Source organism: Streptomyces tailanensis, from assembly GCF_008386495.1.
GTDB lineage: Bacteria > Actinomycetota > Actinomycetes > Streptomycetales > Streptomycetaceae > Streptomyces > Streptomyces tailanensis.
The window spans coordinates 107,977-121,188 of the sequence record NZ_VTHJ01000020.1; the positions used below are offsets into that span (position 1 = coordinate 107,977).

General features: G+C 69.1%; 10 protein-coding genes. 8 read left to right on the forward strand and 2 right to left on the reverse strand.

From position 1 onward, the window contains the following. The first annotated feature begins 39 nt into the window (after positions 1-39). Both F3T56_RS18645 and F3T56_RS18650 read left to right on the forward strand, forming a co-directional pair. Complete coding sequence (locus tag F3T56_RS18645; protein ID WP_246203691.1) at positions 40-921, forward strand: alpha/beta fold hydrolase; 882 nt, start codon at positions 40-42, stop codon at positions 919-921. 316 nt (positions 922-1,237) lie between these two features. Continuing rightward, entirely contained in the window at positions 1,238-4,111 is a 2,874-nt protein-coding gene (locus F3T56_RS18650) for an ATP-binding protein (RefSeq protein ID WP_172639008.1), read from the forward strand. A 99-nt stretch (positions 4,112-4,210) separates the two neighbouring features. Here F3T56_RS18650 and F3T56_RS18655 read toward each other — a convergent pair whose 3' ends face one another. After that, complete coding sequence (locus F3T56_RS18655; protein WP_149826306.1) at positions 4,211-5,497, reverse strand: MFS transporter; 1,287 nt, start codon at positions 5,495-5,497, stop codon at positions 4,211-4,213. 1,066 nt (positions 5,498-6,563) lie between these two features. Here F3T56_RS18655 and F3T56_RS18660 point away from each other — a divergent pair. The 6 genes from F3T56_RS18660 to F3T56_RS18680 all read left to right on the forward strand — a co-directional run bounded on the left by F3T56_RS18660 (position 6,564) and on the right by F3T56_RS18680 (position 12,294). Further along, a complete protein-coding gene (locus tag F3T56_RS18660; protein ID WP_149826307.1) occupies positions 6,564-7,598 on the forward strand; it encodes a helix-turn-helix domain-containing protein in 1,035 nt (344 codons plus the stop codon). Positions 7,599-7,625: 27 nt separating this feature from the next. Further along, positions 7,626-8,486 (forward strand): helix-turn-helix domain-containing protein, encoded by an 861-nt coding sequence (locus tag F3T56_RS18665; RefSeq protein ID WP_216372971.1) that lies wholly within the window; start codon positions 7,626-7,628, stop codon positions 8,484-8,486. 788 nt (positions 8,487-9,274) lie between these two features. After that, positions 9,275-10,246, forward strand: coding sequence for an alpha/beta hydrolase (locus F3T56_RS18670; protein ID WP_149826309.1), 972 nt, complete (start codon positions 9,275-9,277; stop codon positions 10,244-10,246). A gap of 141 nt (positions 10,247-10,387) precedes the next feature. Next, positions 10,388-11,464 carry an alpha/beta hydrolase gene (locus tag F3T56_RS18675; protein WP_149826310.1) on the forward strand — a complete coding sequence of 359 codons (1,077 nt, stop codon included), beginning with the start codon at positions 10,388-10,390 and terminating at the stop codon, positions 11,462-11,464. A 96-nt stretch (positions 11,465-11,560) separates the two neighbouring features. Continuing rightward, the gene (locus F3T56_RS46210) at positions 11,561-11,698 is read left to right on the forward strand and encodes a hypothetical protein (RefSeq protein WP_172639002.1); all 138 of its coding nucleotides are present in this window, start codon (positions 11,561-11,563) and stop codon (positions 11,696-11,698) included. 140 nt (positions 11,699-11,838) lie between these two features. After that, positions 11,839-12,294 (forward strand): SsgA family sporulation/cell division regulator, encoded by a 456-nt coding sequence (locus F3T56_RS18680; protein WP_149826311.1) that lies wholly within the window; start codon positions 11,839-11,841, stop codon positions 12,292-12,294. A 117-nt stretch (positions 12,295-12,411) separates the two neighbouring features. Here F3T56_RS18680 and F3T56_RS18685 read toward each other — a convergent pair whose 3' ends face one another. Further along, positions 12,412-13,017: a TetR/AcrR family transcriptional regulator gene (locus F3T56_RS18685; RefSeq protein ID WP_149826312.1), complete on the reverse strand. Its 606-nt coding sequence runs from the start codon at positions 13,015-13,017 to the stop codon at positions 12,412-12,414. Between the last annotated feature and the right edge of the window lie 195 nt (positions 13,018-13,212).

Consider the following 13,212-nt stretch of genomic DNA (forward strand, 5'->3'; position numbering starts at 1 on the left):
ACCGCGGACCCCTCCCACACTCGACGAAAGCAGCACACCGTGGCAGCACCGACCATCCCCGGCTTCGACTACCAGCGCGTCCAGGTCGCCGACGGCATCGCCCTCAACGCCGCCGTCGGCGGCTCGGGCAGCCCGATCGTGCTCCTGCACGGCTTCCCTCAGACCCACCTGATGTGGCGGCACGTCGCCGCCGACCTCGCGGCGGACCACACGGTCATCTGCCCCGACCTGCGCGGCTACGGCGCGAGCGACAAACCCGCCGAGACCGGCCCGGACGCGTACTCCAAGCGAACCATGGCCGCCGACATCGTCGCCCTGGCCCGCGCGCTCGGCCACGAGCGGTTCGCACTGGCAGGCCACGACCGCGGCGCCCTGGTCGCCTTCCGCGCCGGACTCGACCATCCCACCACCATCACCCACCTGGCCTGCCTCGACGTTCTTCCGACCCTCGACACGTGGCAGGTGATGCGCGGCACGAAAGCCGCCATCGGGTTCCACCTCTACCTGATGGCCCAGCCCCCGGGCCTGCCCGAGCAGATGATCGCGGCCGCACCGGACGCTTTCTTCGGTCATTTCCTCGACATCTGGACCCGCGACCCCGAGGCCATTCCCGCTGACATCCGCGCCGCTTACCTGGACGCCTGCCGCGACGCGGTGCCCTCGATCGTGGCCGACTACCGCGCCTCCGCCCAGATCGACGTCGACCACGACCAGGCCGACAGGAACTCCGGCAGCCAACTGGAGATGCCGGTCGCCGTGCTCCAGCAGGACTGGGGCGCCGCCCTCGGCTTCGACGCCCGGGCACTCTGGTCCGCCTGGGCACCGAAGCTGGCCCATACGACCGTCGACTGCGGCCACTTCATGGCCGAAGAAGCCCCCGAGCAGATCGCCTCGGAACTCCGCAAACTCGTGCTCCGCTGAGCACGCGGCGCCGACGGCGCCCGCAGCGACTTACCCGCAGCTTCTGACGGCAGATCAGAGGGAGTTTTCAGGTCCTGCAGCGGCGACCCGACCCATGACAACATCACGCATTCAAGATCATCAGTCAGGTCTCCGACTCTCTCACCGCATTCCAGGTTTTACCGTCTCATGGCACGGAGCGACTACGACAGTACGCTTTCTGTTGAAACCATGTCGGAGACGGGTGAAGCGGCGGGAAAGCGGTCACATGACAACGGCCACAGGAGATACCACTCGTAGACCCCGGATATCCCCTGTGCGGCGGGTGGACCCGACGATGTCGTCGGGCCTCCCGACCCGTCTTGTCGGACGCGAGGCCGAGCTGGCGGTGCTGCGGGACGCCATCGCACAGCTGCAAGTCGGCACCGGTGGCGTGGTCCTGCTCGAGGGTGAGCCCGGTATCGGAAAATCGTCGCTGGTCGCCGCGGCGGCCGCGGCCGGCAAGGAGTCAGGCTGCACGGTACTGCACGGCATCGCGGATCAGGTCGCGCACCCGTTGCCGCTGCGATTGCTGTGCGACTGCCTGGAGATCAAACAGCGGACGGACGATGCCCGCCGCGCCGAGATGCTGCGCTTCGCGCGCGCCGAGCGACCCGACCTCCTCCTGAGCAACGCCGTGCACGCCGCGATGATCGAGATGCTCCACACCCTGGTCGAGGAGGACTGCGCTACCGCGCCGACCATGATGGTGCTCGATGACATGCAGTGGGCCGACGACGCGTCGCTGGACGTGTGCCGACGCCTGGCGTCGACCGCCGCGCACCTGCCGTTGTTGTTGGTCCTGTCCTTCCGGCCGGTGCCCCGCGGATCCGGGATGCGGCGGCTACGCGCCGCGCTGCGCGGCCACGCCACGACAACGATCTCGTTGGGGCCCCTCGGCCCGGACGCGATCCGCGATCTGCTGTCCGATGTCGCCGGTGCGCCGCCCGGTCCCGCGCTGGTCGACCTTGCCGCCCAGGCCAGCGGCAATCCCCTGTACGTGCGGGAGCTGGTCGAGTCCCTGGTGCGTGAAGGCGTCGTGACGGTCGGCGAGCGTGCCGATCTGCGGGAGACCTCGCTGAGCACCGTCCGAAGGTCGTTGGCTGCGGCGCTGGACAGTCGGCTGAGCTTCGTACAGGCTGACGCGCTCGACATGCTGCGGGTGGCCGCGCTGCTCGGCCGGGAGTTCGCGGTCGGGGAGGTGGCAGCGCTCCTGGGCCGGTCCACCATCGACATCTCAGGTGATCTCCAGGAGGCGGTCGCAGCCGGGATCCTCGTCGATGCCGGTCAGCGGATGGCGTTCCGGCATCCGCTGATCCGCCAGGCGCTGTACGACGGCATACCGACGGCACTTCGCGTTGCGCTGCACCAGGACGCGGCCAGGGCGCTGGACGGTATCGGCGGTGTCGAGCCCCAACGGGTGGCGCAGCAACTGCTGGAGTCGGGCCGCGTCGGCGACCGCTGGGCCCGGCGCTGGCTCGCCGACACCGCTCCGGTGCTGGCGGTCAGGGCCCCGACCCTCGCGGCCGAGTTGCTGGACCGGGAACTGGAACACGGGGTCGCGGACGAGCGTGACCGTGCCGCGTTGAGCGCGGCTCTTGCCCAGATTCTGGTCGGCGCGGGCGAGCACGAGAAGGCCGCGGTACGCGCGCGGCAGGCCCTGGCGGTGTCGTGGGAGCCGGCCGACCGTGGACGGATGTACTGGGTGCTGGCCCGCGCGCTGTTCAGCGGCGGTGACAACGACGCGGCGGTCGCAGCGCTGGATCAGGCATTGGAGGAAGATCTGCCCGACGCCTGGCGCGCCCGTTTGCTCGGCTCGTTGGCGATGTTCCAGCGGGCCGGGTCGGGCGCGCTGGAAGCCGCAGACGCCACCGCGCGCCGCGCACTGGAGATCGGCGAGAGGGCCGAAGACACATTCGCCATCGCTTACGCGCTCACCGATCTGTGGCTCACCCATTCCGTACAGCGGCAGTACCTGTCCGCGCTGGACTGCGTGGACCGCGCGCTGGAGACACTGAACGCCACCGACGACCACGCGGACCTGCGGTGCTATGCACTGCATGCCCGGATCTTCACCCTGCAGAACCTGAGCCGGTGGTCGGACGCCGAGTCAGCCCTTCGGGAGGCGCGGCAGTTCCTGCTCGACGACGACCGGACCGATGACGCCAGGTTCAGCGTCACCGCCGCAGTCCTCACCTACTGGCTGGGCCAGTGGGACGACACGCTGGCGGAGCTCGAATCGGTCGACCAGAGCGTCTCCGCCATGACCTACCGGGGTCTGCGCGAGCGCGGCCCCATGTGGCTGTGGCACGGCTTGGCCGCCCTCATCGCCGTCCGCCGGGACGATCGCGCCGCGGCCGAGGGGCACCTCCGGGCCGGACTGAGTCAGCCACCGGTCACGGTCGCCGATCGCGAGAACACCGACTTCCTGCTGTTCGCGCAGGCGCTCTCCGCCGAGCAGAACGGGGACCCGCACCTGGCCCTCTCGCACCTCGGCGGTCTCCTCACCCGAGAGCCGGGCGAGATGACGCTGATCCACCAGTGGCTGCCCACGGTTGTCCGCCTGGCACTCGCCGTGGACGACGACTCCGCCGCCGCGGCCGCGCTGGCCGCCTGCCGGGCCGAGGCAGCCACCGAGCAGGTCCCGGCCCGCGCCACGGCCGCCGCCGACTGGTGCACAGGACTCTACGAGCGCGATCCGGCACCGCTGCGCTCGGCGATGGAGCACTACCGGGCCGTCGGCGTGCCGGTGGAGCTGGCGGGAACGCTGGAGGACCTGGCCGTCGTCCTGGCCGAACACGGGAACACGGGCGAGTCCAAGCGCCTTATCGGCGAAGCGCTCGACCTCTACGGCGGATTCGGCGCGGTCTGGGACATCCGCCGCGCCGAGGCACGGCTACGCCGGCACGGGATCCGCAGTGGCGTGCGTGGCGCCCGGACCAAGCGGCCCGCGCACGGCTGGGACGCCCTGACCCCGACCGAGCACAAGATCGCCCTCCTGGTCGCGGCCGGCCGCTCCACATCCGACATCGCACAGAGCATGTTCCTCACCCGGCGCACCACACAGACGCACATCTCCCACATCCTCGCCAAGCTCGGCTTGCGCAGCCGCGTGGAGATCGCCCGGGAGGCCTTCAACCGCGACCCCGCAGCCATTCCCACCGATCTCTGACACCAACCGTTGTCAGGTCGCGGCGACCGGGCGTCGGCGCCGGTGAGCACCTGACGTGGGTGGTGGTCCGGGCGGCGTGCGCTGCCCCGTGGACACGAATCAGCGCACCTTCCTGATGGGGATGACGGCCAGGGCGCCGACCACACAGACCGCGGCGGCGACGCCGAGCAGCAGGTGGTACTCGCGGCCGCCCGCGGTGTTGACCAGCAGCGCGCCGATGGCTGGAGCAATGGACTGCGGTGCGGCATTGGCGATGTTGAACACGCCGAGGTCCTTGGCTGAGTCCTCCGGATCGGGCAGGACGTCGAGGACGAGGGCGAGGTCCACGCCCGCGTAGACGCCGAAGCCGAGGCCGAGGACTGCTTCGGCGGCGTAGAAGCCGGCTGCGGAGTGAGTCGTGATCAACATGGCCGTGCCGATGCCGAAGACGAGCGCCGAGAACCCGACGAAGACCTTGCGGCGCCGCAAGCGGTCGGACAGCCATCCGGCCAGCTGGCCGGCAGCCATCAGGACCACGGTGTAGACCAGCACGCCGGTGGCCATGACGGACACCGCCCGGTCGTCCGACAGCCCCAGCTGGTCCTGCAGGAACAGCAGTCGGAAGGTGGTGAACATGAACATCGCCAGGATCACCATGAAGCGGGAGACGAAGGCCCAGGCGAAGTCCGGTTGCTTGCGGGGGTCCACCCAGAACGTCCTGAGCATCGTACGAAGGCCGCCGCCGGACGGCGGACGCTGCGGCAGCGGCTTGTCGGGCAGGACGATCACGTACAGCACGACCAGGACGAGCCCGACCGCTGCCGGAACCATGAACAGCAGGAGTATGTCCGTGCCGAGGACCCTCACCGCGTAGGCGGCGCCGAGGATGGCCACGTTCTGCATGACGCCGATCAGGCCCGCGACCTTGCCCCGCTGGAAGACCGGTATCTGGTCGGCAACCGACGCGGTGAACGCGGCCAGGGCGGCGTTGGCGAACATCTGGCTCAGGAACCAGGCGACGGCGACGACCGCGAGACTCTGCGCGGTGGCGATGACGGCGAGGCCGACGGTCAGTCCCAGGGCGCCGATCACCAGCCATGGCCGCCGCCGGCCGAACCGGCCTTTCGTCCGGTCACTGATCCGGCCGAAGACCGGGTTGGCGAGGAACGCGGCCACTGCGCCGAGGCTGCTGACCAGGCCGAGCGCGGAGACCTCGTCGTCTTTGGGGACGATGTCCTGCACCTTGATGGCCAGGCTGGAGAAGACCGGGGTGAGCAGGGCCAGGAAGAGTCCCAGCTGCGCCAGGGCCATCGTGGTGACGACCCAGGAGCGGGCACTGCGCTCGGGCGGGGGGCGTTGCTCCGTGTACGGAGGAGCGGGGTCGGGGCGGGGAGGGGTGGTGGTCATGCGACCGCCTTCGTGCTGGGAGACGCGAACGGGGATGCGGCGAGAGGCGTCTCGAAAAAACGCTGACACAGGTACTCACACGTGGTAGGGACACGTGTGAGTAGCGGCAAAGGTAAGCGGGGGCCGGTGCGTAGGCAAGGGACGGACGGGGCTTGGCGAGCACCGGAGTCGCCCGTGAGGCCGGAGTCTCCCGTACCGCCTCTCATCAGCCATTCACGCCCACCCGTGACGCCGACCGCTGTCATTTGACAGATGTTTCGCGGCCTCGGGCACCGGAAACTCAGGCGTGCCGACCACCCGATGTGCGGGCATTGGTCGGTCACACCGAGGTAACCGGAGCCAGCCATGCCCTACGTCCCGATCAGCACGGACAAACGTGCCGACATCGCCGCATACGTCCACGCTTACGGCCAGGGCCAACCGTGTCCTGCTCCTCCACGCGACCGCGTACGGGCCCGTGCTGATGCAGGAAGCGAGCCTGATCCCGGTTTAGGCAGCCTGCGCAACGTCGCCTGAACGACCCCGAGAGGTCAACGAGACGCCGCACGCCTTCCTCAGCGAGCGAGCGACCGAGGCCGGAAGTGGGCCGGCAAGGCAGCGGATTCTCTCGATACACACGGCGACAGTGGGGGTGTCCGGGACGATCCGGTCGGCCGTCGCGCACCACGCGGCCCATCGCGACATGGGCGACCAGCGGACGGGGCGGCCTCGTGCGCCACACAGTCGGTCGGGCGGTGACTCTGCGGTGGCGTCCCGCCAAGTGGTGTAGCGGATCAAGGCGCCGGAATCCGCAGGTCATCGGCGCGGTTCGGGGCCGCGCATGGTCTGACGGCTGGTCAGCCGCTGTGCGATCCGGGCGCCGTGTCCGGTGGGGTGGCCGACGCGCGGCTTACCGGAACGCGTCGAGCAAGGTCGCTTACACCACGAAGCGGGACGCGACCGACTCTGCAGATGCGGAGTACGTGCCGCACCGGTGCAGGTGGCAACGACCGCAGACATCGCGGCGGTCCCGCGAGCTGGGCCTGCGCGCACTCTTCCATGGCAGAAAGGATTCGAGGGAGTCACCATGACCGTCATCGTCTCCACGGACCAGGTAACACCACGAGACCGGCACGCCTTCTTCGCTGACCTCGTGATGCAGACGCACTTCCGTCACAACATGAACTTCCTCGAAGGGCCGAGACCGTTTTCGGCCTCCATCGCCAGTAACCAGCTCGGTCCTCTGCGGATCAACACGGTGCTGTCAGGTCCCGCTCATGTCAGCCGCACTCACCGCCTGTTCTCACATGATCCCGAGGAATACGTGCTCGTCGGCCTGCAGCGCCGCGGAACGCCGAGGGTGGTGGCACAGGACAGCGGGCAGGAGGGCGCAATGCGACCGGGCGACATGGTCATCCTGACCTCGTACGGCCCGTACGCATCGGTGTATACGGAGCCGGTCGAGATCGTGTCGGTCATGCTGCCGAGGCCTGCCCTGCTCGTGCCGGATTCGGATCTGCACAGCCTCACCGGAGGGGTCATCCGCGGTGACGAAGGACTGGCACGGCTCCTGTCTCCGTTCCTGTCGCGCCTTGCCGATACCGCCGCAGCGCACACCGCGGAGGTCGGCGAACAGCTCGCACGCAACGTGACAGACCTGCTGGCCACGCTGTGTGCCGAACGACTCGGTCACGACAGGATCGACGCCGAGACCGCCCAGCGCGCCCTGCTTCTGCGGATCCGGTTCTTCATCAACCGCAACCTGGCCCATCCCGGCCTGTCGCCCGAGTCGATCGCCCGGGCGCACGGCATCTCCACGCGCTATCTGCACAAGCTCTTCGAAGGCGAAGGCATGACCGTGAGCCGGTGGATCCTGCGGCGCAGGCTCGAGGAGTGCCGCCGCGAGCTGGACCCCCGTGGCCCCCGCACCCCCACGGTGAGCTCGGTCGCACGACGCTGGGGTTTCACCCACCTGGCCCACTTCAGCCGGGCGTTCCGCGCGGCCTACGGGATGTCGCCGCGCGAGTGGCAGGAACGCAGCAGCCTGCCTGCCCTGGGGCGGCCGCTGCCCGACATGCCGGAGCAAGGGACTGCAAAAGGCGGGCACACGTGCCGTCTGTGATCCAGCAGAGGGCGGACCATGGATGTCTTGACCAGTGGCCCCGGCAGCGGCGCGACGACCGGCCGCCTCGCCTATGTGGAAGTCTTCACGGTGGACGGCGCGGCGGATCAGGCGGTCGGCGGGCCGAGCTTGACGGCGGGTGGCAGGAAGGAGCACCTGGCCATCGCCCTTCAGTGCGGCGGACCGGGGACACTCGCCCAGGACAGAAGGAAAGCGGTCCTCCGGGCGGGAGACTTCACGTTTTTCGAGGCCGCCCGTCCGTACGAGCTGCGGTCCGAGGGGCGAACCGTGTACTTTGTCGTCCCGCGCCATGCCGTGGGGCTGAGCAGCGCCGAACTGGGACGGATCACCTGCACGACCGTCCGCGGAGACCAGGGGCTGGGCGCGCTGGTCTCGTGCTTCCTTTCCGGGCTCGCCACGCAAGCGGCGGACTGCGGACCCGAGGTGGGCGAGCGGCTCGCGGGCCACGCCATGAACCTCCTCGCGAGTCTCTTCGCCGGGCAGCTCGGCCATGACGGGGACGGGAGCGCCGAACCTGACGCTTCCCATGCGCTGCTCCTGCGGATCAAAACGTTCATCGAAGAGCACCTCGCCGACCCTGACCTGACACCGGGGGCGATCGCGAGCGCCCACCAGATCTCCGTGCGCTACCTGCAGAAACTGTTCCAGGGCGAAGCCACGACCGTGAGCCGCTGGATCAAGCAGCGTCGCCTGGAGAAATGCCGCGAGGAACTCCACCGCGTCGGGCGATCCGCTCCCAGCGTGTCGGCGATCGCACAGCGTTGGGGATTCCCCCATCCCGCCCATTTCACCCGGGCGTTCCGGGCCGCCTACGGCATGTCCCCGAGCCAATGGCAGGCGGCGCACACTGCCGCTCCTGCTCGCTGAGGGGCGGAAAAGAGCCACGCCAGGAGGGCATACAGCTCCCGGCGAGGTGCTGGGGGCATGACGGGCCCCCGCCGGCTCCCGCCTCGACAGGCCGCGCACCGGCGCGGCCACCTCTGGGTAAACAGCAGCTGTGAGCTGTGCCGCCCCGGATCGGCGTGACCTCGGAGGCGTGCCGGATCACCGACCGCGACGGACGCCTGGAACCTGAACCCACTGAGCGTGCCGACGAGTTCTGCCTTGCCGCGTGCTTGTCCAGCAGCAGGTGCAGCCGGTGGAACGTCGCGCGGCCGTGTCCCACGACGTTCCACGACGTGGTGTAGGGGATCAAGCGCTACGCGTTCCGGTTCGAGGCCCATGACGATCTGCTTGGAGGCCGCAGCCCACGAAGCGTCCCGGTAAAGCGAGTCGGACAACCGATCGGGCGCAGCAACCGTCCTTGGCCTGCGGATTCCGGTGTCTTGATCCCCTACACCACCTGGCGGGACGCCATCCGTCGCGCCCCGCATGATCCAGTGGTCGTCCTGTAAAAGACGCCGGCAGGAGTACATGCGCCGACCGTCTCGCGGCCGGGGACGGACGGCTGGTCGGCGGAGCAGAACCGCTCAACGGCGGGTGACGGTCGGCGACACCTGCCGTTCGCCGAAGAACAAGCAGCGGTGCGCTCGCCATCAATCACCGCCCAGGCAGAGGTCTTAGCGTGACGATCAACGCACACCGGGGAATCTGCGCATGATCCGTGTCATGTCGCCGCAAGGGCCGGTGTACCAACCCAACCCCAGGAGATTGACATGTCCGATGCCGTCGAGCCGGTTCAGCCGGTCCTGGAGCCCGCTGCGGCTGCCTTCGCGGAGGCGACCGCCAATCCGCCGTACCTGTTCGATCTCGGTCCGGTCGAGGGCCGCAAGGCGGTCGACGAGGTGCAGTCCGGCGAGATCGAAAAGCCCGCGATCGACGAGGAGTGGATCACCGTCCCGGGCGGGCCGACGGGCAGTGTCCGGGCGCGCATCATCAGGCCCGCCGGCGTCGAGGGGACGCTGCCGGTGATCCTCTACATCCACGGTGCGGGCTGGGTGTTCGGCAACGCCCACACGCACGACCGCCTGGTGCGCGAACTCGCCGCGGGCGCGAACGCCGCGGTCGTCTTCCCCGAGTACGACCTCTCCCCCGAGGCCCGTTACCCGGTCGCCATCGAGCAGAACTACGCGGTCGCGCAGTGGGTCGTGGGGCAGGGTGTGTCCAAGGGCCTGGACGGTTCCCGCCTGGCCGTCGCCGGCGATTCGGTCGGCGGCAACATGACCGCCGCGCTGACCCTCGTGGCCAAGGAGCGCGGCGACGTACCGCTGGTCCAGCAGGTGCTGTTCTACCCGGTCACCGACGCCGCCTTCGACACCGGCTCGTACCACCAGTTCGCCGAGGGCTACTTCCTGCGCCGCGACGCCATGCAGTGGTTCTGGAACCAGTACACGACCGACGAGCAGCAGCGCGCCGAGATCACCGCCTCCCCGCTGCGCGCCTCCACCGAGCAGCTCGCCGGGCTGCCGCCGGCCCTGGTCATCACCGGCGAGGCGGACGTCCTGCGCGACGAGGGCGAGGCCTACGCCAACAAGCTCCGCCAGGCAGGCGTCCCGGTCACCGCGGTCCGCTACCAGGGCATCATCCACGACTTCGTGATGCTCAACGCCCTGCGCGAGACGCACGCCGCCGAGGCCGCCATCAACCAGGCCGTCGCAACCCTGCACACCGCCTTCCGCACCGCCTGACCGCACTGAACCGGCACCGTGGCCACCTCGTGGCCAGGGTGCGCAAGCCCGGTGCCCTGACCTGCCGTCCGACCGGCGGGGCGGGTCAGGGCGCCCTCCATACCACCGCCCTCTTCATCACCACCGCACCAGGAGTTCTCCATGTCCACCACCCGTGTTCGCATCAGCCGCAAGGCGGCCGTCGCCGCCGTCGCACTTGTCACCGCGGTCACGATCAGCATCAACGCCACCGCCTCCGCCACCCCATCCTCGTCCGCCACGCACCAGGGCGTGGTCCTGGAGAAGGACGCCCAGACTTTCGCCGGCGCCGCCGCGCAGAACCCGCCGATCTACACCCTGTCCTACGCCGACGCCCGCAAGGCCCTGGACAGTGCCCAATCCGGGCCCGTCGCCAAGCCCCCGGCCGACATCACCCACCGCACCATCAACGTCGGCCCCACCGGCAAGGTGACCATCCGCATAGTCCGGCCGACGGGTGTGAGCGGCAAGCTGCCCGCCGTGATGTACATCCACGGCGGCGGCTGGGTCCTGGGCAACGAGAACACCCACGACCGGCTGGTCCGGCAGATCGCCAACGGTGCCCGCGCCGCCGTCATCTTCGTCGACTACACGCCCTCGCCCGAGGCCCGCTACCCCATTGCCATCGAGCAGGTGTACGCCGCCACCAAGTGGGTCGCCGAGCACGGCAGCGAGATCAACGTCGACGGCTCAAAGGTCGCCGTCGCCGGTGACAGCGTCGGCGGCAACATGGCGGCTGCCGTCACGCTCATGGCCAAGCAGCGCAGCGGACCGAAGCTGAGCGGGCAGATGCTCTTCTACCCCGTCACCGACGCCAACTTCACCACCCCGTCCTACCGGCAGTACGCCGACGGTCCCTGGCTGACCCGCAAGGCCATGAAGTGGTTCTGGGACGCCTACGCCCCGAACGCCAAGGACCGCAAGCAGATCCTGGCCTCCCCGCTGCGCGCCGACCTCAACCAGCTCAAGGGCCTGCCCAAGGCCCTGGTCATCACCGCCGAGGCGGACGTGCTGCGCGACGAGGGCGAGGCATACGCAGCCAAGCTCCGCGCCGCGGGCAACGACGTCACCGCCGTCCGCTACGAGGGCACCATCCACGACTTCGCCATGCTCAACGCCCTCGCCAACACCAACGCCGCCAAGGCGGCCGTCGACCAGGCCAACCGCTTCCTCTACGCCGACCTCCACAGCGGTTCCTGACCCTTGCCGGGCGGCCCGGCCGACAGGGCCGCCCCAGGCCGCACCCCACATTCTCCGTGGCCGCGCCCCAGACTCCCCGCGGCCGGACGCGGCGCCTTGGGCATCATCCACGACTTCGTCATGCTCAACGCCCTGCGCGACACCCACGCCGCCGAGGCCGCGATCACCCAGGCGATCAGCACCCTGCGCACGGCGCTCGGCGCTCGGCACCGACTGACCGTCACTACTGCTTGACCCTCACCGTCACCGTCGCGTCCGCAGGGCCCCGGGCCGTCCCAGGGCCCAGTGTGTACGCGTCAGGGGCGTGTCCGAGAGAGGGCGGTGGTACCGCAGGAAGCATTCCGTAGAAGAAATCGCACCAGAGAGTCGAACCCATGGTGGAGAACCTGCCTGGCCCCTGGCCCCCAGGGCCGAATTCGAACGGGGTGGCCCCCCTGTCACTGCAGATCTTCCGGATCGTTTGGGACTCCCAACGGAGTCCCCTCCGAGCCGAGTTCCGTTTCGATCGCAATGATCCTCTTATCGCCTCGGTCACCTTCCGCCCGAAAATCGGGCCTCCCGTCACCTGGAAGATCGGCCGTGACCTTCTCCACGACGGCCTGCTGGCGCCGACGGGGATCGGGGACGTGCGGGTCTGGCCGAGGATCAGCAGAGGTCGGCCGATGCTGCGCCTGCGCCTGGAGCGTTGCGGCATGCGGGTGCTGTTCGAACTGGACCTGCACCGGGTGGAGGACTGGCTTTTCGAGACATACGACCTGGTCCCGCCCGGCGAGGAACTCACCGGTCTCGACTGGGACGCGCTGGTGGCCAACCCGCTCGAGGACCACTGACCGCAACGTCGACGGCCCTTCGCGCTCGCCTCGCCGAGGCGACAGGGCAGCAAGGGCCGACCGGAGCCGGACACCGAAGACGCTCTGGCGGCGAAGGTGCTCAGGCGGTACCCGTCATCAGTCCAGCAGAATGCTGCGCAGGTTGGGGATGAGGTGCCGGACGAGCTGTTCGTCCGACATCTCGGCCAGCGGTCCGCTCCTGAAGACGTACCGGGAGAACGTCACCCCAATGAGATAGGCGCCCACAGACGCCACACGCTCCTCCAGTTCGGGGCCGGGAATCACCTGCCGGTACATCTCCAGACTGTCCTGCTGCATCGCGGTGAACAACCGCTTGGCGGTCTCCTCCTCAGAGGCCACCGCACGCAACATGGCCACGAACGGGTCGCTGCCTCCGCTCTCGGCCATGCGCCGGACGTAGGACCGGGCGATGCGCGTCGGCAAGGTCTTGGTGTCGCCGGCCACTTCCGCCATGAGCGTGCGGGGGCTGGGGACCGCGGCGAGGAACAACTGTTCCTTGGATGTGAAGTGCCGCAGGACCAGGCCGTGGGTCACTCCGGCTCGGCGCGCGACGTCGCGGACGGTCGTCTTGGCGTAGCCGCGCTCGGCGAAGGCGGCCCGGGCGGCTTCGAGGATCGCGGCCCGGCTTGCTTCCGGGTCCCGCCTGCGCTTCTTGACCGGAGCAGCGTCCTGGTCGGCGGGGTTCGTGGGTGGCGTGTCCATCCCGTAAGCGTACACAAGGTTACTAATGCGCTGACCCATTGGTCATTAGGCGCGCGAGCCTAGCCTGCCTAATTATGCCGATCCATCCCATTTACCCCGAGCCAGCAAAACTCTCTAAGTGGCCACCTGGACATTAGAAGCCCGAAGTACTACCTTCACTAATGACCAAGCGGTCATCAACGAATCGGATAGCTC

What these genes read in the sequence shown, in the direction of transcription:
- F3T56_RS18675 (WP_149826310.1), top strand. Translation starts at nt 10,388, where the DNA reads ATGTCCACCACCCGTGTTCGCATCAGCCGCAAGGCGGCCGTCGCCGCC.
- F3T56_RS18655 (WP_149826306.1), bottom strand. Translation starts at nt 5,497, where the DNA reads ATGACCACCACCCCTCCCCGCCCCGACCCCGCTCCTCCGTACACGGAG.
- F3T56_RS18650 (WP_172639008.1), top strand. Translation starts at nt 1,238, where the DNA reads ATGTCGTCGGGCCTCCCGACCCGTCTTGTCGGACGCGAGGCCGAGCTG.
- F3T56_RS18680 (WP_149826311.1), top strand. Translation starts at nt 11,839, where the DNA reads ATGGTGGAGAACCTGCCTGGCCCCTGGCCCCCAGGGCCGAATTCGAAC.
- F3T56_RS18660 (WP_149826307.1), top strand. Translation starts at nt 6,564, where the DNA reads ATGACCGTCATCGTCTCCACGGACCAGGTAACACCACGAGACCGGCAC.
- F3T56_RS18685 (WP_149826312.1), bottom strand. Translation starts at nt 13,017, where the DNA reads ATGGACACGCCACCCACGAACCCCGCCGACCAGGACGCTGCTCCGGTC.
- F3T56_RS18670 (WP_149826309.1), top strand. Translation starts at nt 9,275, where the DNA reads ATGTCCGATGCCGTCGAGCCGGTTCAGCCGGTCCTGGAGCCCGCTGCG.